Below are 19,060 nucleotides of genomic sequence, written 5' to 3' on the forward strand. Positions count from 1 at the left end.
TCGGCAACGTTCAAAATGCGTCCTCCGGCATATCCATCATGCTTGCCTTGCCGCTCTTGATCGCCATGAACTGCGCAGTTGCAGGCGGCAGCAAACGATCGAAGAAGAATTTGGCGGTGATGATCTTGGCTTCGTAGAAAGCGATTTCATCAGTGCCTTCGGCCAGCTTCTGATGCGCGACCTTCGTTGCCTTTGCGAAGCAGTAGGCCATCGCCACAAAACCGAGCAACCGCAAATAGTCATAAGCAGCCGCACCCGCTTCTTCCGGGTCCTTCAGACCCTTTTGCGCGATGTGACCGGTGGACAGCTGCAATGCGCCAAAGCTCTGCTGGAGAGAGGCGACCATCTTGCCAATTTGCTCGTCACCGGCGTTCTCTTCGATGAATTGGGATACAGGGTGGAAGAAGGAGCGCAAATTGCGGCCCATACGATCGGGCAGCTTGCGACCGACCAGATCGAGTGCCTGAATACCATTGGTCCCTTCGTAAATCTGGGCGATTCGCGCGTCACGGGCAAATTGTTCAATACCGGATTCCTGAATATAGCCGTGGCCGCCATAAACCTGCACCGCGAGATGGGCACTTTCATGACCAAGATCGGTGAACAGTGCTTTCACGACCGGAGTCATCAGGGCGATGAAATCCTTTGCGCGTTCGCGTGCCTCGGGTTCGACGGCGGCATGTTCGGCGTCCAGCGCGCGGCTGACCCATGCGGATACAGCGCGCGAACCTTCATTATAGGCGCGCATGGTCATCAGCATGCGGCGTACATCGGGGTGAACGATGATCGGATCTGCTGGACCATCGGGGTTCTTCGCACCCGAAAGCGAGCGACCCTGCAAGCGATCCTTCGCGTAATAGACTGCGGACTGATAAGCGATTTCGCCGACGCCCAGGCCCTGAATGCCAACAGCAACACGTTCGCTATTCATCATGGCGAACATGGCTTCGAGACCGCGGTTAGGCTTGCCGACAAGCCAGCCCTTGGAATCCTCGAAAGCCATCTGGCAGGTGGCTGAAGCCTTCAGACCCATCTTGTGTTCGATGGCGGTCGGCCCGGCATTGTTATGGTCGCCCAGCGACCCATCGTCATTGGGCAGATACTTGGGCACGAGAAACAGGCTGATGCCCTTTACGCCCTTGGGAGCATCGGGCAGGCGAGCCAGCACCAGATGGACGATATTATCGGCGAGATCGTGATCACCAGCGCTGATGAAGATCTTGTTGCCCGTAACAAGGTAGCTGCCGTCATCCTGCGGCACAGCCTTGGTGCGCAACAAGCCCAGATCGGTGCCGCAATGCGATTCTGTCAGGCACATGGTGCCCGTCCATTCGCCATTGGCGAGCCTGGGCATGTAGAAGTTTTTCAAATCTTCGCTGCCATAACCGTCCAAAGCGACCATCGCGCCATTGGTAAGGCCAGGATACAGCCCGAACGAAAGATTGGTGGAGCAGCTCATTTCCTCAACCATCTTGGCGAGCGAGTGCGGTGCACCCTGGCCGCCCCATTTCTGGTCGACCCCAAGCCCGGCCCAACCGCCTTCACAGAACTGTTTATAGGCCTGCTGGAAACCTTCAGGTGTGCGGACCACGCCGTTTTCGATGCGGCAGCCCTCCTGATCGCCAGACCAGTTCAACGGCAGCAGTACGTCGCGGCACAGCTTATTCGCTTCTTCGAGGATGGCGGCGCGCATATCCGCGTCGAAATCCTCAAACCCTTCGAGCTCTCCAAACCCGTCGTCGGTGTGAAGTTCTTCGAGAACGAAGCGCATATCGCGGATGGGGGCTTCATAGACTTGCATGTCGGTGCTCTCCCTTGAAATCAGTTACGTAGCGGCTTGCCGGTTTCGAGCATGTGCTCGACACGGGCTTGCGACTTGGGGTTTCGGACAAGGCGCATGGTGCTCTCGACTTCCAGCTCGAGCATTTGCGCTTCGGTCACGGTTTCGGTGATGTCGGTACTGCCGCCTGTCAGTATGTGGGCCAGTTCAGCGGCCACGGTTTCATCATGCGGCGTAGCAAGGCCCTGTATGCGGAAGCTTTCGACCGCCAGTTTCAGTGCCGCTGCGCCGGTGGGGCCGGGCAGGCGGAATTCCGGTTTTTCAGGAGCCTCATAGCCATCAACCATTGCCAGCGCACGGACCTTGGCATCGTGCAGCAGCCGATCACGGTTCATTGTGATCCCATCGCTGCGGCGCAGGAAGCCGAGGTCCTTTGCTTCACTGGCGGACTTGGCGACCGTTGCGGTCGAGATAATCTCGAAGCATTTGGACACCGCAGGCATAGGACCTTGGCCATGACGCGGATTTTCCAGCTGACGAGTCAGCATTTCGCCGCAGCCGCCCCAGCCCGGAACAATCCCCACGCCGGCTTCAACGAGCCCGATATAGGTTTCGGCATACGCCTGCACCGCATCTGAATTGAGGCAGATTTCACAGCCGCCTCCCAGAGCCATCCCGAAAGGAGCGGAAACGACGGGGAAGGGGGCGTATTTGAGCGCCTTGTAGGCGTCCTGTCCGCCCTTTATCGATTTTTCGACTTCACTCCACGCCGCAATATTGAGCGCGAAAAGGGCAAGGCCAAGATTGGCACCAGCCGAGAAGTTGGAACCTTCATTATAGACTACCAGCGCCTTGTAATCGCTCTTCACCAGCGCAATGGATTTCTGGATGAGCTTCATCACCTGCTCATCCAGTGCATTCATCTTTGCGGTGAATTCCAGCGCGACCACGCCATCACCCACATCCCACAAGGCGGCAGACCCGTTTTTCAGCAGCGGTTTGGACGACAGCTTGATGTCTTCCAGCAACAGTACGCCTTCGGGGCGGTCCACGTCGTGATACGCACCATCAGTGCCAAAATACCGGCGTTTGCCATTTTCGACGCGATAGAATGTGCCATCTCCGACCTGTTCGAGAATGGCGGGGACAGGAATATCGCTTGCGGCCAGCTTTTCACGCAATTTGCCAGCGCCGATCCGGTCGATCATCTCGAACGGTCCTATCTTCCAATTATAGCCGAGTTTCATTGCATCATCGACGCCGACCACTGTCTTGGTGGCTTCGGGGACAATGCTGGCGGCATAGGACAGGGTGGGGCCGAGCACCGCCCAGGCATATGCACCGACTTTGCCTTCTGCTTCGATCAATGCAGCAAGATCACCCTTGGCGGCGCGGCCACGGACAAGGCCGGGACGTGCTGCAGCGCGATATTCCCCGCTCTTCAGATCCTTGGCTTCCTTGACGCGGCTGCCATCGGCACCTTTGTTAAGGCGATAGAAGCCGCCCTTGCCCTTGCGCCCGGTGTAGCCTTCTTCGATCATCTGATCGATCAGCGGTTCGTTGCGGGCGATCGCCTGATAAGGGTCGTCCTTGGACAGCGTGCTGGTGAGCGAGTTCTTCAGATGCGGAATGAGGTCGACGCCAATCAGGTCGACCAATCCGAAAATGCCGGTCTTGGGCACGCCCATGGGGCGTCCACCAATCTCATCGGCTTCCTCCACGCTGATGCCCTGATCGAATGCGGCATTGACTGCTGCCTGAATCCAGAATGTGCCAACGCGGTTGGCGATGAAGCCGGGTGAATCTTCTGCATTCACCACGCTTTTGCCTAGCTGACGGTCAACAAAGTCGCTGACCTTCGCCACAGTATCGGGATCGCTCTTGGGACCGGCGACGATTTCAATCAGTCGCATGTAGCGCGGCGGATTGAAGAAATGGGTTATCAGGAAATCCTGCTTAAACTGGTCAGAACGGCCATCAACCAGCTGCACCAGCGGGATAGTGGAGGTGTTGGAACTGACCGCAGTGCCTGGCTTGCGGACCTTTTCCAGCTTGGCGTATAATTCCTGCTTGATATCAAGCCGTTCGATGATCGCCTCGATCACCCACTCGCACTCGGCAACCCTATCCAGATGATCGTCGATATTGCCCGTTTCGACCAATTTGGCCGCCCGTTTGCCCATAAAGGGGGCGGGGTCGGTCTTGAGCATCTTGGCAACGGCGCCTTCAGCTATCGAATTGCGATTATCCTCATCGCGAACGATGTCGAGCAGCAGCACGGGCACGCCTGCATTGGCGACCTGTGCAGCAATGCCTGCACCCATGATGCCTGCACCAATGACACAGACTTTATTGATCGACTTGTCGGCCATTATGCGGTCTCCAGAATAGTCGCGATACCTTGTCCGCCGCCGATGCACTGGGTTGCCAGCGCATATTTCTTGCCCTCGCGCTTGAGCAGGCTTGCAGCCTTGCCCACAATCCGCGCACCGGTCGCGCCAAGCGGGTGCCCGATAGCAATCGCGCCGCCATCAAGATTGATCCTGTCAGCCTCAATGCCAAGATCGCCAATGCAAGCAAGCGACTGACTGGAAAATGCCTCGTTCAGTTCGACCACGTCAATGTCGTCAATGGTCAGGCCCGCGCGGCTCAATGCCTTCTTGCTGGCTTCAACGGGACCAATGCCCATGATCTCCGGGGCACAACCTGAAATCGCCATGCTTTTTACTTTCGCGATGACAGACAGGCCATTCTTCGCGGCATAATCGGCACTGCATACCAGCAGGGCGGCAGAACCATCGGTCAGCGGAGAGGCGGTGCCTGCGGTCACGCTGCCATTTTCATCGAAACTCAGCTTCAGTCCAGCCAGACCTTCTGCCGTGGTATCTGGGCGTGGTGTGCCATCCCTGTCGACCAGCGTCCCGTCGGGCAGGTTGATGGGAACGATCTCATCCTTGAAAGCGCCTTTTTCGATTGCCTGTCCAGCCTTCTGCTGGCTGTTTACGGCGAAGGCTTCCTGCGCCTCGCGGCTGAAGTTATATTTCCTCGCGACGTTTTCTGCCGTGTCACCCATGCCAATATAGGCAGAGCTTTTTTCAGCAAGCTTGGGGTTGGGCATCGGGTTGAAGCCTGACATCGGCACCCGGCTCATCGATTCAACGCCTGCGCAGATGAAGACTTCTCCGGCACCAAGCGCGATTTGGCCCGCCGCATAATGCACCGCGCTCATCGAAGAGCCGCAGAAACGGTTCATGGTGATCCCGCCAATGCTGATCGGAAGATCGGCCAGCAACACCACGAGGCGTGCGATATTGAAACCCTGCTCTGCCTCGGGGAAGGCGCAGCCCATGATCAGATCTTCGATATCGTCAGCATTTACGCCGGTGCGCTCAATCAGACCCTTGATAGTGTTGGCCGCCAGATCATCCGGACGGACCTTGGCCAGTGCGCCGCGATGGGCGGGGTGGAACGGGGAACGGACATAACCTGCGATGACGACATCTGTCATGGTGTCTTGCCTTTCAATTTTCTCTCGGTTTTCAGCGCGATTGACCTTTTGCGCCGAATGGTTACGATATAGTCTTTAGCTTCACGTATAGGTAAAGCAAAATGGAATCAAGACGCACTTTCGGTCGTTTTTATACATGATCCGGAATAGAGATGCGCGAGGGAAAGGAAACAAATGCTCCCGGCTGACGCAACTTCGCGACCGCTCGACACAAGCCGCATCCTTGATGCGGACGGTCAGATTCGTCCGCGCTTGCTGACAGAGGCGCTCGATCATTCGGTGGCGACATTTCCTGATCGCATCTGCATCGATTTTCTGGGCCGCGAATGGACTTATCTTGAAATCGGTCATTTGGTCGATCGCGTGGCTTCGGGCCTGCAGGCTGCTGGGTTGGACAAGGGCGACAGGTTTGGACTGTGTCTGCCCAACACGCCTTATTCGGTCATCATGTACTTCGCCGTGCTGCGGGCAGGCGGCGTGGTCGTCAATCTGAACCCGCTTTATTCGGCGAGCGAGGTTCAATTTCTTGTCACCGATTCGGGCGCCAAAATGGTGGCAGTGCCCGACCTTGAATTGATTCATGGCAAGGTGGCGGCGGCCTGGGGAAAGGGCGCGCTGGAAAAAATCGTGCTGTGCTCGATGGCGGATGTGCTGCCATTTTGGAAAGGCGTGGGCCTGCGGACTGTCAAGCGGTCCAGCATGGCGAAGAAGCGGGCCGAGGTTTCTTATCTCAATTACCGTTCTCTCGCGGCGCATGACGCTTCTCCCGTTGCAGTGGAGCAGGGGCCGGATGATGTGGCGGTGCTCCAATATACAGGGGGAACGACCGGGCGTCCAAAGGGTGCCATGCTTACCCATGCCAACCTTGCCGCCAATAGCGCGCAGATGATGCTGCATGTCGGCGAAACGCGAGAGGTGCAGGAACGCACATTGGGCGTGTTGCCCCTGTTCCATGTGTTTGCGCTGACCTGCGTGCTCAATTTCGGAATCGATACAGCGGCTGAACTGGTTTTGTTGCCGCGCTTCGAAATGGATGAAGTACTCAAGACAGTCCGCCGCAAACCACCGACGCAGGTTTTTGGCGTGCCTACCATTTACAATGCATTTGGCTCCCTGCCGGATGACAAGGTGCCCGATCTGTCAGCAGTGCGAACCAGCATATCGGGCGGGGCGCCGCTACCGCTTGATGTGCGCAGGCAATATGAAGCGCGCACCGGCTCTCTGGTATCGGAAGGTTACGGCCTGACAGAGGCATCGCCCATCATCACCAGCAACCCATTGCTGGGCCGCCAGCCGGTGAAGGACAATTCTGCCGGGCCAGCCTTTCCGCACACGATTATCGAAATACGCGATCCGGAAACCGGAGACCTGCATGAGGATCCGAGCGAGAAGGGCGAGATATGCGCCCGCGGGCCACAGGTGATGAAGGGATATTGGAACCGTCCTGACGCAACCGAAACTACTTTTGTCGATGGCGCGCTGCGTACCGGCGATATCGGCTATCTCGATGAAGACGGATACCTCTTTATCGTCGACCGGATCAAAGATCTGATCCTTTGCAGCGGCTACAATGTCTATCCGCGCGTGATCGAGGATGCAGCCTATGAACATCCGGCGGTAAGGGAAGCTGTCGCCATCGGCATTCCCGACGATTATCGCGGTGAGGCCCCCAAGCTGTTCATTGCCTTGCATGAAGGGGAAGAACTTGATGCAGGCCAGCTCAATGAATTTCTGAAGATGCGCCTGAATCCGATTGAAATGCCGGACGCCTATGAATTCCGAGACGAATTGCCCAAGACTCTGGTCGGGAAACTCGAAAAGAAGGAACTGGTGGCCGAAGAACGGGCCAAGGCTGCGGCAGAAGGGGGGGATGCAGGGTGAGCAATCCGGCGATCCCGGGGTCTAGCGAGATTCCCGGCTTTGAAGGCATGGAGCACGGCGATCTGAAGAGCATTGCCGAAGCTTCCGCCGCGCTCGGCGTGACCCAGCGCACCTTGCGCTTTTACGAGGACAAGGGGCTCATCCAGCCTGAGCGAGTTGGGACCATGCGTGTCTACTCGCCGCGGGAAATGGGCCGCATGCAGTTGATATTGCGCGGCAAGCGTCTGGGTTTCAGCATCCGTGAAATCGGCGAATTCCTGAGCCTTTATGATCATGACCCCGATCAGGTGGCGCAGGTGCGGCGCATGTTGAAAGGTGTGCAGCACCGGCTGGAGGAATTGAGCCAGCAGCGCGATGCAATCGAACAGACTATTGAAGAACTCAAGACAATCGAGGCCATGTCGCGCAAGCATCTTGGCAAGGACGAATCGCAGGACTGATCGATCTATCGGTATCTCGGGGGCGAATGGTGGGCGTAGCAAGGATTGAACTTGCGACCCCTACGATGTCAACATAGTGCTCTACCACTGAGCTATACGCCCGCACCATTCGGCCTCGCCCTCTCGGACGGCAGGCGGGCCATCTAGCGCCGCCATCGCACGGTTGCAAGACCCTTCGGCAAGGACCTGCACAAGTTCCGCCGTTATTACAGAGAAGCGACCGCAGCGTCTTCGAACATGCGCTCCACTTCGAGCACGAGGTCTTTCAGATGGAACGGCTTGGAAAGCATCTTGGCATGCGGCGCTTCGCGGTTGGCGCGCAAGGCCACGGCTGCAAAGCCGGTAATGAACATGACCTTCGTCGACGGACTTAATTCATTGCAGCGCTGGGCAAGTTCGATCCCGTCCATTCCCGGCATCACGATATCCGACAAAAGCAGGTCATAAATCTCGGTTTCAAGGAGCGGCATTGCATCCAGGCCCGATCCGACCGCCATCACCGAAAAGCCAGCGTTTTCGAGCGCCCGCTTGAGATAGGTGCGCATCGCTGTGTCGTCTTCGGCGAGCAGGATGTGGATCATGCCTAGTGTCCTTGTGATCGTGTATCTGAAAAACGTTGCAGCCCTCTAACCGGCAAATTGTAACAAAGTCTTGTTTCAAATCCATGTGCCTCTCTTTGACACAGAGCGCGTTCGCGGCCAGCAAGGATCAGAAATGGACCGATTTGAGACATCAGGAGACGATTCGCCTTCTCGCGATGCCGCAATCGTTCCCGGTAGCGACGGAGTCGCCGCCTTTAAGCTACGCCGTCGTAAGCCGATGGCTATTCCGGTGCTGATCGCTGTGCCCCATGCGGGCAGGACCTATCCCAATTCGCTGTTGAAGCGCCTGCGGCATGTCGATCACGCGCCATTGCGACTAGAGGATCGCTATGTTGACCTTGTGGCCGAAGCTGTTGCGCGGGAAACCGGTGCCGTGCTTCTGGTGGCCCATGCACCGCGTGCCATGATCGACCTCAATCGTTCACCGGAAGATATCGATTGGGAGATGGTGTCTGATGGTGACGGGCCTGTGCGCGCCCGCTTCAGGGCCGGACGACGTGCGCGTAGCGGATTGGGCCTTGTCCCGCGTCGCCTGCCAGGACTTGGGGAATTGTGGAATTCTCGCCTGACGCGTGGTGAATTGGCAGAGCGGGTGGAACTGGTCCACAATCCCTATCATGCTGCTCTGGCGCGAACGCTCGATGCCATGAAGGACCGTTGGGGCGTGGCACTGTTGCTCGATCTTCACTCAATGCCTCCGCTCAGCCTCACTTCAAGCGATGTCGCGGCGGTGGATTACGTGATCGGTGATCGTTTCGGCGGTTCTTGCGAAAGCGGGCTGGTGCGCAGCAGCTTCGAACATTTCGAGCAGGCCGGTGTCAGCGCTTCGCATAACCGCCCCTATGCTGGCGGATATGTGCTCGATCGGCATGGCGCGCCAGCACGGCATATCAACGCGATACAGCTGGAAATCTGCCGAGCGGCCTATCTCGACAACAAACTGCGTGAACCGGGTGCAGGCATGGCCGATGTCGTGCGAATCGTGACAGGATTGGTGCGCCGTCTGGCCGATGATTTGACCGGCACGAATGATGGGCTGGCCGAGGCTGCTGAATAGGGCGGCTTGCCCAATATTCATTGCGGCCAAAGCGGCCAAAAAAAACCGCCTCTCGCATTACGCAAGAGGCGGCCAAGGTTCAGGGAGGAGATGCACCGAAGTGCATCTATCCAGTCTCGCCATGAGGGGAGCGGCGACCGGACATTTCAGAAATAGGCCTACAGACGCGAAGGTTCAAGAGGCAATGAAATGGGCGCGATCCGTTGCCGGACCGCGCCCATTTCTGTTCAATGCCAAAATTGCCTGGCGTCAAGCCTCGGGAAGGGTGGCGTTGGCGGCGCCATTGGCCCCGCCAACAGCCATCGGACCCTTGCCCATTTCGCTCTGTCGGGCGAAAATAACACGCATCAGATCGAGCGAGAAAAGATGTGCGAAGATGAGCGGCAGAAGGCCGCTTTCATTCCATTTGCGCAGCTGGTCTCCGCGCAGTTCGCGCAGTTTATCCTGATTCACCATGCGGAAGCCGCGATAAGTAAAGGGTTGGTCGGGATTATCGCGCCGCTGGATGGATATCTCGCCGTCCATGAGCAGATCGGCCTTGGTCAGTTCTTCCACGAACATCTGGGTCTTGTTACCGGCCTGTTCGAACTTCTCGCAGAAATCGAGGAGGTTCTTGCAATGCTCGCTGGGTTGCTTGTCTTCGCCAAAAAGCGGCTGGCCTTCATCGAAATCGCCCACAAGATCGCTGGTCGGATCGAAGCACAGGGAGAGATTATCCGTTTCGGGCTGCAGCTTCGCGAGCAGGAACGGATAACGGCGCACATATGCCGGCACATAAGGGGCGCCAATCGGGGTGCCATCATCTTCGAAAAAGACGTTCACGCCTTCATTAAGGCCCATGAGCGCCAATGGCACGGGCTTGTCGCCCGCTGAAAAGACGATAGGGAAATCGCGCTGCGCCAAGGGAAATTCTTCCACGGTAAGCGGGATGGCATGTTGCGAGGAAACCCAGGGCGCCTTTTCGGTCGTGCGACCTTTCCAGGAACCGTGGTCATTGCTGTTGAGGGGCACGAGTTCCTTGTAAAGGATCGGCAGACTGGCTTTCGGCGCGCTCGCCATGATGTTCTCTCCGGATTGGATTGTCAGGAGACACCCGCAACGGGGACTTTGTCCTTTGTCAGGGGGTGCCGGAATGTTGGGGCCGGGCCTTACTGTGTGCGTGCTCCCGGCGCAAGCGCGTGTGCGCGTCCATCGTCAGCCGGGATCAATTTGCCCGGATTGAGCAGCCCGTCGGGGTCGAGCGCACGCTTCACCTGTCGCAATATCTGAAGATGGACCGGGTCGCCCAGCCGCGCCAGCTCATCGCGTTTCAGCTGGCCAATCCCGTGCTCTGCGCTGATCGATCCGCCCCACGCAGTGACTTCATCATGCACGAAACGGCTGATCGCCTTGCCCTTTCCATGCTCCCAGTTCCGGGGCTCTTCATCCGAAGGGGCGCGGACGTGGAAATGCACATTGCCATCGCCCAGATGACCGAATGCGATCGCGCGCGTGCCGGGGAAGGCAGCCTCTACCTTCGGAACGGTGGCGGTGACAAATTCCGCCATGTCCGCAACCGGGACTGATATATCGTGCTGGACCGCAGGGCCAAGCCCCCGCTCTGCTGGGCCAATTTCATCACGCAAAGTCCAGAAGGCTTCTGCCTGCGTATCGCTGGCGGCCAGGGTAGCGTCCTCCACCAGTCCCGCCTCGAATGCGCTTTCAAGCAAGGACTGGCTGAGCGCTGGTAGCGCATCCACTGAGGAGGCATCTGCAGCCAGTTCGATAAGGGCGTGCCATTCATGCTTGGCGGCCAGTGGTGGTCTGGCCTGCGCAGATTGCGCCAGCACGGCACGAAGCGAATCGTGTGGTATCACCTCGAAACCTTCCAATGCGTCGCCTGCAAAACGTTGCGCATGAAGCAGAAGTTTGCGCGCGTCCCGGATGCTGTCGAGCCCTGCCCACAGCACGGCGCGGTCAGCCAGGGCAGGAATGAGTCGCAGGGTTGCTGCGGTCACAATGCCGAGTGTGCCCTCGGACCCGATCAGCAATTGCTTGAGGTCGAAGCCGCGATTGTCCTTCTTTAGCGGGATGAGAGCATCGAAGACCGATCCGTCCGCCATCACCGCTTCCAGCCCCATGACCTGCGCGCGCATTGACCCGTGGCGCAACACCTGTGTTCCGCCGGCATTGGTGGAAATCAGGCCGCCGATCGTCGCCGAACCTTTTCCGCCTAGCGTCAGTGGGAACCGCAAGTGCTGTGCTTCGGCCGTCTCATGCAAAGTCTGGAGAATGACACCGGCATCGCATGTGATCTCGCCAGCGTCGCTGTCGAACCGGCGAATGCTGTTCATCTGCCTGAGCGAGAGGATGATGGCCGTTCCGCTTTTATCGGGCGTAGCGCCGCCGGACATGCCGCTGTTGCCGCCTTGCGGGACAATCGCAATTCCATGACTACGGCACAATTTGACAAGCGCGGCGACCTGCGCAGTTGATGCAGGGGAGGCGAGGGCGAGGGCCTGTCCGGTAAAGCGGCCGCGCCAGTCGGTCAGCCACGGAGACATCGTTTCGGCGTCTGTCATCAGCCCACGCGGCCCGAGGACCTTCGTTGCCGCGTCAAGAAATTCATCTGTCCTGCTCATGCGCGCCTGATGCCAGTGCAGCCGATTATTGCAAAGGCCAATTGCACAGTTAAGCCGCCATTCAATCCTGATAGCTAGAAAGAGCCCTGAACAAGCGACGAGTTGGGGCTGAATTTCCAGTAAATTGTACGAATGAAACGTCTCCTATGCCTTCTGGCCCTTATCGCCATCCTTGTGCCGGTTCTTGCCGGCCAATTCGCGTCTCCGGCCGAAGCTCAGGATGCACCGCCGGCGTCAGTGGCCCAATCGGTTCCCGGTCCAGCGCTGGGGTTTGATCCTGGCGGCTCAGCCCCGTTCGACACTCTCCAACGCGCGCGTCAGCCCGGAGCGCAGAACCAGGTGCGAATCGAGCGCCGGATCGTCATCCGCATTGGCCCAGCTGCGCGGCAGGCGCGTTCGCAGATGTTGAGTGAGTTGCCGCGGCGCGAGATGCGCACCCGCTATGCCGAGGAGGAACATGATGATTGCATCGATGCAAGATCGGTCGTTGGCGTTCATCCGGGAGGAGACAATCGCCTGCTGTTTTTCACACGCAATGACAGCGTGATTGCTGCCACTCTCGAAAATGGCTGCTCTGCGCGCGCGTTTTACGCTGGATTTTATATCGAACGCAGCGATGATGAACGACTTTGTGTCGCACGTGACAGGCTACAATCGCGTGCCGGCGCCAGCTGCCAGGTGGATGGCTTTTCGCGACTGGTTGCCGTTGCCAACTAGGCACAACGGACAGGATCTGCCCTGCAATTTATCCGTAAATCTTGACTTTTGCGCTGCGTGGCGACTAGGGCGCGCCTAGAGGTTTCGCGCTTTCGCGTTGCCATGATTCTTTCCGGAAACACGTATTTTGACAACTTTCGCCGATCTCGGCCTTTCTCCTGAATTACTCCAGGCCGTGGAAACGGCCGGTTACACCGTGCCCACCCCGATCCAGGCGGAAGCTATTCCAGCCGTTCTTATGATGAAGGATCTGATCGGTATCGCCCAGACGGGCACAGGCAAGACCGCAAGTTTTGTGCTGCCGATGATCGATGTGCTGGCCAGCGGCCGCCGCCGCGCGCTCATGCCGCGCAGCCTCATTCTGGAGCCAACCCGAGAGCTTGCCGCGCAGGTTGCGGAGAATTTCGAGAAATACGGCAAGAATCACGATCTCAAAATGGCGTTGCTTATCGGCGGCGTGCAAATGGGTGATCAGGTCAAGGCGCTGAATGAAGGCGTCGATGTACTGATCGCCACACCCGGCCGTCTGATGGATTTGTTCGAACGCGGCAAGATCCTGCTCAATGGATGTGAACTGCTGGTTATCGACGAGGCAGATCGCATGCTCGACATGGGCTTCATCCCCGATATCGAATTCATCTGTGAAAAGCTGCCCGAACAGCGCCAGACCATGCTGTTCAGCGCCACCATGCCGCCGCCAATTGCCAATCTGGCAAAGAAGTTTCTCAATGATCCAAAACGGATCGAGGTGAGCCGCGCCGCTTCTACGAATGAGAATATCACCGCATTCAAGATACCCGTGAAATCGCGCGAAAAGCAGGACACCTTGCGCTGGCTGCTGCGCAATGATCTGGTTGAAACCGCGATCATCTTTTCCAATCGCAAGACCACGGTGCGCGAACTTAACAAGGCGCTTCAGCGCGATGGCTTTGCCAGCGGCGAAATCCACGGCGATATCGATCAGGCTAGCCGCAATGCCGAATTGCAGCGGTTCAAGGACGGCGCCATCAACATTCTTGTTGCATCTGACGTCGCTGCACGCGGTCTGGACATCAAGGGTGTGTCCCACGTCTTCAATTACGATACGCCGTGGCATCCTGATGACTATGTCCACCGCATCGGCCGTACAGGCCGCGCTGGCAATAAGGGCCGCGCCTTCACCTTCGTTGCCGAGGGTGATCAGGAAGCTATTGAAAATGTCGAAAAGCTGACCGGCAGCGCGATTGCTGTGTTCGGCAAGAAGGATGTGCGCGTCGATCTGCCTAAGCCTGCTGAAAAGCGTGTAAAGGCAGAGCCGGCGCCTGATGCTGAAACTGAGGTAGCAGAAAAGCCCAAACGCTCACGCGCCCGCAAATCGGACACTGTCGACACTGCGGAACGCGAAGAGAAGAAGCCCGAACGCGAGGACAAGCCTAAGCGTGAGGCCAGGGAACCTAGGCAATCAGGACAGGAAGAGCGCAAGCCGCGTCGTCGTAATCAGGATGATGAGCCGGTGGCTGCTGGTGAATGGAACGGACCCAAGCCGGAATTTCTCGCCGTCGGTTTTAACTGATCAGGCGACTGATTGCTGGCCGATGGGGCTCAGTTCGGCTCCGGGCTTGCACCTGTTATTCCTACATTGATCCGATGGACAACTGTCGGTGGTGAAATTTGCATTTACTGCAAGGTGACAAGGGTTACACCGTGTCACCCTGACATATGATATGAAAAATGCGACTTTTCCGTGATTTACAGCGCAAATGAACAAGGTGACACTTTATCGGGTCTAAACTGCGCATCAGTCAAGTCTGGCGGCAAATAGAGAGACGGACGATGTGAAAGAGCAGATTGGACCTGATGCGGTTTGCAAGCGTAGGAAAGCAGATATTCTCATCTGTCACACGCTTCCCGAGCCCCTCAGTCCGCCACCGTAACGAAGCTATCGATTACGCGCTTCACGCCGGCTTTCTCGAATTCGATTTCCAGCTTGTTGCCTTCTTGTCCGATGACCTTGCCATAGCCGAACTTGTCGTGAAACACGCGGTCGCCCATCACGATGTCGCTGCGCGGTTTGGCAGCAAAACTAGCGGAGGAGCGGCCCGGTTCCTTCACGCGGACCTGTTTTGTATCATAGCCGGTGGCCAGCGCGCGTTGCCATCCGGGGCCGCGTTTCTGAGAGCGATCGGGCCGGCTTTGCGAAACATGCGCGAAGGGATCTTCAGTCTCACTCCAATTCGCCTGCCATAGCGATCTGCCGCCTGTCATCGTGGTTTCGCTTTCGATATGATCTTCGGGCAAATCCTCGATAAAGCGGCTGGGGATGGAGCTGGACCATTGGCCGAAGATGCGCCTGTTCGCTGCGTGCAAGATCGTGCAACGCCGCCGTGCGCGGGTGATCGCGACATAGGCTAGGCGGCGTTCCTCTTCCAGACTGGCTAGCCCACCTTCGTCAAGCGAGCGTTGAGAGGGAAATACGCCTTCTTCCCAGCCCGGCAGGAAGACGTGATCAAACTCCAACCCCTTGGCAGCATGCATCGTCATGATGGTGACTTTTTCCTCCTCATCGGAGGCATCACTGTCCATCACCAGTGCGACATGTTCCAGGAAATCGCCGAGCGTTTCATATTCTTCCATTGCGCGCGCAAGTTCGACGAGGTTTTCCGCGCGGCCCGCGCTCTCGGGTGAGCGATCGGCCTTGAGCATCGCATCATAGCCTGCGTCCTCCAGCACGCTGCGCAGCAGTTCTGACGGAGTGACCGCTTCGCTCATTTCGCGCCACCGCAGGAAGCCGCGCATCAGTTCTGCAATGGTATTGGACGCCCGTGCGGGCAGCTCATCGGTATCGGCGAGTTCAAGCGAGGCTGCCGCAAGGGGCATGCCTGTGCGGCGCGCATGCTGGTGCATCTTTTCCAGCGTCTTGGCACCAAGGCCGCGCTTTGGCTGGTTATAAATGCGCTCGAACGCCAGATCGTCTGCCGGTTGGGCGATGACGCGCAGATAGGCCAGCGCATCGCGAATCTCGGCACGTTCGTAAAAGCGAAACCCCCCCACGATGCGGTAGTTCAGGCCAATCTGGATGAAGCGATCTTCAAACTCGCGCGTCTGATATTGGGCGCGCACAAGGATCGCGACCTGTTCAAGGCTTGCGCCTTCACGTTCCAGCCGTTCTATTTCCTCACCCAGCCGGCGCGCTTCTTCAGGGGCGTCCCACACGCCGATGACACGTAGGTTTTCGCCAGCGGGCATATCGGTCCACAAGGTCTTGCCCAGCCTTTGGCTATTGGCGGCTATCAGCCCGCTGGCCGCGGCAAGGATTTGTGGGGTGGAGCGATAATTCTGTTCCAGCTTGACCACGGATGCGCCGGGAAAATCCTTTTCAAACCGCAGAATATTGGCAACTTCTGCGCCGCGCCATGAATAGATGGACTGATCATCATCGCCGACCACACAGATATTCTTGCGAGATTGCGCAATCAGCCGCAGCCATAGATATTGGACGGCATTGGTATCCTGATATTCGTCCACCAGCACATATTTGAACCGCTTCTGATACTGTTCCAGCACATCGCGATGCTTGCGGAAAATGTTGAGGATATGGAGCAGGAGATCGCCAAAATCGCAGGCGTTCAGCGTAATAAGCCGCGCCTGGTAGAGACTGTAGATCTCCTGCCCCCTGCCATTGGCATAGCTTTCCTTGTCCACCGCAGTCAGATCGGCCGGGTTGAGTCCGCGATTTTTCCAATTGTCGATCAAGCCGGCGAGCTGGCGTGGCGGCCAGCGCTTTTCGTCAATGTCGTTTTCGCGGATCAGGGTCTTGAGAAGGCGTAATTGATCGTCAGTATCAATGATCGTGTAATTGCTTTTCAGACCCACGAGTTCGGCATGGCGGCGCAGCATTTTCGCGCCGATGGAATGGAACGTGCCGAGCCACGGCATGCCTTCCAGCGCGCCGCCTGTCAGCTTGCCTACCCGTTCGCGCATTTCACGCGCGGCCTTGTTGGTAAATGTGACGCACAGAATTTCGCTTGGCCAGGCGAGCCTTTCACGCACAATATGCGCAAGTCGGTGGGTGAGTGCGGAGGTCTTGCCCGTGCCCGCACCTGCCAGCATTAAAACCGGGCCTTCGGTTGTCATCACGGCAGCACGCTGCGGCTGGTTCAGCCGCGAAAGCCACTCCGGCACATTTTGTGCAGAATCGGCGCTCTCTGCGTTCTCGATAGCCGTTGCGTTGGCGGAATCTGCGGGGGCGGGGGGATTTTTCACCTGTGAACAACTAGGGAACGCGGGCGGCACGTGCAAGCGCTGCGGCGAAGCGGGGAACCAGATTTTTTCGGAACACAGGCCCTCTGGTGCACGTTTAAGGGGGCAATCGCCAGCAGGCGACCCGAGTATGGAGAAATTATAATGAACAAGGCAATTCTTGCTGCCGCCACCGCCCTTTCCATGGCCGCAATGCCGGCCGTCGCCCAGGGCCAGGACGGCGCCACGATGTATCCCGCAGAGCATCAGCAAATCATCGAAACGATGGATGATAACCAGCGCGTCATATTCGATAGCTGGGATGCTGAACGTCAGGCCGCGTATTTTGGCTGGGACGACACCACCCGGAACTATTATTGGACGCTCGACAGCGATCAGCAGAATGCGTGGTGGTATCTTGACGACCAACAGCGCCTCTCACTGGTGATGATTGAATCGCCGGACCAGCGTGATGCAATCTGGACTGCGATTATCGCGCAGGTCAATGAGTTAGAACCGACACCGAGCGCTACCACAACCGCAGCCACCACAACTAGCGCGGATGTGAATTTCGTCTCGAATGAAATGGTGCAGAACGTTCCCATGCCATCCACACCGAAAGAATATCCGGTGTGCGAAAGCGACGATGATGATTCCTGCATCAATGCATGGGCTGCCGGTCAGCGCGGCCCCGGAATCTCTCGTCCGCTCGATTATTGGCCGGAGCAGCCAGCATCCGATGCGGGCTCTGACGACTAGACAAGACAATTTTCATTACGAAAGAAGGTCGCATGCCAAAGATGGCGGGCGGCCTCTTTTGCTTTTCGTATGATTATTGGGCTGATGCGGTTGGCCAGCGCAGCAAGACCAATTTGGCCGCCCCCACCTTGCGTTCGCTATCAATTTCCAGCGCGCGGATATTTGCATCTTCCTTCGCGCCGATCTCCAGCGCGACCCAGGTAGATTCCCCAATCCAGCCAAGCCGCACCAAGCGATCTAACGCCACCGCGCCTGCCCCGCTGCCATAAGGCGGATCGAGCAGGACGATATCGCGTGCAATCTTGGCAGCGCCAAGCCCCATCACCGATCCGGCAACCACTTCGCAACGATCCTGCGCCCGCAGCGCGGCGATATTCTGCCGTATGGTGCGGATAGCGGGAGCATCCTGTTCAACAAAGGTGCAATTGGCGGCACCGCGCGACAATGCCTCAAGCCCCAATGCACCTGACCCGGCGAACAGATCCGCCACGCTTAACCCCTCAAAATTGCCGAGACGGCTGACCAGCATGGAAAACAGCGTTTCGCGTGTGCGATCAGCAGAAGGGCGGGTGGTATCGCCGGCAGGCGTACGCAGCATCCGTCGCTTCCATTCCCCCGCGATAATCCGCATTACTTCTTGCCCTGCTTGATCGAAGAGCGGAACCGTTCGACATCTTCCTTGCGAATTTCCGCAGCTGCACCGCGCGGCAGATCTGCAAGGAAGAACGGGCCATAAGCAGTACGGATCAGCCTGCTGACTTCCAGCCCCAGATGTTCCAGCACGCGGCGGACCTCACGGTTCTTGCCCTCGGTCAGTGTCAGTTCGATCCATTGATTGCGGCCAGTCCGCCGTTCAAGATTGGCATCGATCGGGCCATAGCGCATGCCTTCAATCTCAATCCCGTCCATCAGCGCTTCAAGGTCGTCCTGATGGACATCGCCAAAGGTGCGCGCGCGATAGGTGCGCGGTATTTCTGATGATGGCAGCTCCATCGTGCGTTTGAAGCCGCCATCATTGGTCAGCAGCAAAAGCCCTTCTGTATTCATATCGAGACGGCCCACCGGCATCACCCGGGGCGTGCCCTTGGGCAGTGCATTGCGCAATGCATCATATATCGTCGGGCGGCCGGAAAAGTCGCGCTCTGCCGTTAGCAGGCCGGTAGGCTTGTTAAAGGCGAACAAGCGGGTGCGTTCTGGCTTGGCCACTGGTTTGCCGTCCACGCTGACCCCGGCAAGGCTGGTGAGGAAAGTGGCAGGCGTTGTCACCACATCCTCGCCAATCTTGATACGGCGATCTTCAATCATGCGCTCCACCTCGCGGCGGCTGGCGACACCGGCGCGGGCGAGGAGTTTGGCGATACGATCGCCTTCGGGGCGTGGTTCGGTTGTCATGAAGCGCGCCTTATCGGGTGATGGCTCGTTCATCCAGCCTTCCATTGCCTGGGTTTAGGGTTAGATCGAGACGAACGAATTTATT

The 19,060-nt window shown here is 57.8% G+C and carries 15 protein-coding genes and 1 tRNA gene; 6 read left to right on the forward strand and 10 right to left on the reverse strand.

What is annotated here, in order from left to right; translation table 11 throughout:
• Positions 1–10 precede the first annotated feature (10 nt).
• Genes CP97_RS07550 through CP97_RS07560 form a run of 3 tightly spaced genes read right to left on the reverse strand, consistent with a single transcriptional unit; the run spans position 11 to position 5,288 of the window.
• Positions 11–1,801 carry an acyl-CoA dehydrogenase C-terminal domain-containing protein gene (locus tag CP97_RS07550; protein WP_048885436.1) on the reverse strand — a complete coding sequence of 597 codons (1,791 nt, stop codon included), beginning with the start codon at positions 1,799–1,801 and terminating at the stop codon, positions 11–13.
• A 20-nt stretch (positions 1,802–1,821) separates the two neighbouring features.
• Positions 1,822–4,152, reverse strand: coding sequence for a 3-hydroxyacyl-CoA dehydrogenase/enoyl-CoA hydratase family protein (locus CP97_RS07555; RefSeq protein ID WP_048885437.1), 2,331 nt, complete (start codon positions 4,150–4,152; stop codon positions 1,822–1,824).
• Positions 4,152–5,288 carry a thiolase family protein gene (locus tag CP97_RS07560; RefSeq protein WP_048885438.1) on the reverse strand — a complete coding sequence of 379 codons (1,137 nt, stop codon included), beginning with the start codon at positions 5,286–5,288 and terminating at the stop codon, positions 4,152–4,154. The genes CP97_RS07555 and CP97_RS07560 overlap by 1 nt, the downstream gene beginning before the upstream one ends.
• 174 nt (positions 5,289–5,462) lie before the next feature.
• Between CP97_RS07560 and CP97_RS07565 the strand changes: the two genes are divergently transcribed.
• Positions 5,463–7,169, forward strand: coding sequence for a long-chain-fatty-acid--CoA ligase (locus CP97_RS07565; protein ID WP_082863764.1), 1,707 nt, complete (start codon positions 5,463–5,465; stop codon positions 7,167–7,169).
• 47 nt (positions 7,170–7,216) lie between these two features.
• A complete protein-coding gene (locus tag CP97_RS07570) occupies positions 7,217–7,609 on the forward strand; it encodes a MerR family transcriptional regulator (protein WP_053106589.1) in 393 nt (130 codons plus the stop codon).
• 27 nt (positions 7,610–7,636) lie between these two features.
• On the opposite strand, the gene CP97_RS07575 is transcribed toward CP97_RS07570, so the two are convergent.
• Positions 7,637–7,711: transfer RNA gene (locus tag CP97_RS07575), tRNA-Val, on the reverse strand.
• A 104-nt stretch (positions 7,712–7,815) separates the two neighbouring features.
• Positions 7,816–8,190, reverse strand: a complete 375-nt coding sequence (cpdR, locus tag CP97_RS07580; RefSeq protein ID WP_048885439.1) for a cell cycle two-component system response regulator CpdR — start codon at positions 8,188–8,190, stop codon at positions 7,816–7,818.
• 133 nt (positions 8,191–8,323) lie between these two features.
• Here cpdR and CP97_RS07585 point away from each other — a divergent pair, with 133 nt between their 5' ends.
• Positions 8,324–9,268 (forward strand): N-formylglutamate amidohydrolase, encoded by a 945-nt coding sequence (locus CP97_RS07585; protein WP_048885440.1) that lies wholly within the window; start codon positions 8,324–8,326, stop codon positions 9,266–9,268.
• Between the two features lie 249 nt (positions 9,269–9,517).
• On the opposite strand, the gene CP97_RS07590 is transcribed toward CP97_RS07585, so the two are convergent.
• Both CP97_RS07590 and CP97_RS07595 read right to left on the reverse strand, forming a co-directional pair.
• On the reverse strand, positions 9,518–10,327 hold the full coding sequence (locus tag CP97_RS07590; protein WP_048885441.1) for a SapC family protein: 810 nt from the start codon (positions 10,325–10,327) through the stop codon (positions 9,518–9,520).
• An 89-nt stretch (positions 10,328–10,416) separates the two neighbouring features.
• Positions 10,417–11,889, reverse strand: a complete 1,473-nt coding sequence (locus CP97_RS07595; protein ID WP_048885442.1) for an FAD-binding oxidoreductase — start codon at positions 11,887–11,889, stop codon at positions 10,417–10,419.
• Positions 11,890–12,021: 132 nt separating this feature from the next.
• On the opposite strand from CP97_RS07595, the gene CP97_RS07600 reads away from it, so the two are divergent.
• Entirely contained in the window at positions 12,022–12,606 is a 585-nt protein-coding gene (locus CP97_RS07600) for a hypothetical protein (protein ID WP_048885443.1), read from the forward strand.
• A 127-nt stretch (positions 12,607–12,733) separates the two neighbouring features.
• A complete protein-coding gene (locus tag CP97_RS07605) occupies positions 12,734–14,158 on the forward strand; it encodes a DEAD/DEAH box helicase (RefSeq protein ID WP_048885444.1) in 1,425 nt (474 codons plus the stop codon).
• Positions 14,159–14,502: 344 nt separating this feature from the next.
• On the opposite strand, the gene CP97_RS07610 is transcribed toward CP97_RS07605, so the two are convergent.
• Entirely contained in the window at positions 14,503–16,767 is a 2,265-nt protein-coding gene (locus CP97_RS07610; protein ID WP_472233783.1) for an ATP-dependent helicase, read from the reverse strand.
• 222 nt (positions 16,768–16,989) lie between these two features.
• Here CP97_RS07610 and CP97_RS15920 point away from each other — a divergent pair, with 222 nt between their 5' ends.
• Positions 16,990–17,583 carry a hypothetical protein gene (locus CP97_RS15920; RefSeq protein WP_048885445.1) on the forward strand — a complete coding sequence of 198 codons (594 nt, stop codon included), beginning with the start codon at positions 16,990–16,992 and terminating at the stop codon, positions 17,581–17,583.
• 73 nt (positions 17,584–17,656) lie between these two features.
• On the opposite strand, the gene rsmD is transcribed toward CP97_RS15920, so the two are convergent.
• Positions 17,657–18,214, reverse strand: coding sequence for a 16S rRNA (guanine(966)-N(2))-methyltransferase RsmD (gene rsmD, locus CP97_RS07620; RefSeq protein ID WP_048885446.1), 558 nt, complete (start codon positions 18,212–18,214; stop codon positions 17,657–17,659).
• Complete coding sequence (locus CP97_RS07625) at positions 18,214–19,008, reverse strand: pseudouridine synthase (protein ID WP_227819552.1); 795 nt, start codon at positions 19,006–19,008, stop codon at positions 18,214–18,216. The genes rsmD and CP97_RS07625 overlap by 1 nt, the downstream gene beginning before the upstream one ends.
• Positions 19,009–19,060: the final 52 nt, after the last annotated feature.

It is taken from the genome of Aurantiacibacter atlanticus, from assembly GCF_001077815.2.
Taxonomy (GTDB): Bacteria; Pseudomonadota; Alphaproteobacteria; order Sphingomonadales; family Sphingomonadaceae; genus Alteraurantiacibacter; species Alteraurantiacibacter atlanticus.

What these genes read in the sequence shown, in the direction of transcription:
- CP97_RS07550 (WP_048885436.1), bottom strand. Translation starts at nt 1,801, where the DNA reads ATGCAAGTCTATGAAGCCCCCATCCGCGATATGCGCTTCGTTCTCGAA.
- rsmD (WP_048885446.1), bottom strand. Translation starts at nt 18,214, where the DNA reads ATGCGGATTATCGCGGGGGAATGGAAGCGACGGATGCTGCGTACGCCT.
- cpdR (WP_048885439.1), bottom strand. Translation starts at nt 8,190, where the DNA reads ATGATCCACATCCTGCTCGCCGAAGACGACACAGCGATGCGCACCTAT.
- CP97_RS07585 (WP_048885440.1), top strand. Translation starts at nt 8,324, where the DNA reads ATGGACCGATTTGAGACATCAGGAGACGATTCGCCTTCTCGCGATGCC.
- CP97_RS07595 (WP_048885442.1), bottom strand. Translation starts at nt 11,889, where the DNA reads ATGAGCAGGACAGATGAATTTCTTGACGCGGCAACGAAGGTCCTCGGG.
- CP97_RS07560 (WP_048885438.1), bottom strand. Translation starts at nt 5,288, where the DNA reads ATGACAGATGTCGTCATCGCAGGTTATGTCCGTTCCCCGTTCCACCCC.
- CP97_RS15920 (WP_048885445.1), top strand. Translation starts at nt 16,990, where the DNA reads ATGAACAAGGCAATTCTTGCTGCCGCCACCGCCCTTTCCATGGCCGCA.
- CP97_RS07590 (WP_048885441.1), bottom strand. Translation starts at nt 10,327, where the DNA reads ATGGCGAGCGCGCCGAAAGCCAGTCTGCCGATCCTTTACAAGGAACTC.
- CP97_RS07565 (WP_082863764.1), top strand. Translation starts at nt 5,463, where the DNA reads ATGCTCCCGGCTGACGCAACTTCGCGACCGCTCGACACAAGCCGCATC.
- CP97_RS07570 (WP_053106589.1), top strand. Translation starts at nt 7,217, where the DNA reads ATGGAGCACGGCGATCTGAAGAGCATTGCCGAAGCTTCCGCCGCGCTC.
- CP97_RS07600 (WP_048885443.1), top strand. Translation starts at nt 12,022, where the DNA reads ATGAAACGTCTCCTATGCCTTCTGGCCCTTATCGCCATCCTTGTGCCG.
- CP97_RS07625 (WP_227819552.1), bottom strand. Translation starts at nt 19,008, where the DNA reads ATGAACGAGCCATCACCCGATAAGGCGCGCTTCATGACAACCGAACCA.
- CP97_RS07555 (WP_048885437.1), bottom strand. Translation starts at nt 4,152, where the DNA reads ATGGCCGACAAGTCGATCAATAAAGTCTGTGTCATTGGTGCAGGCATC.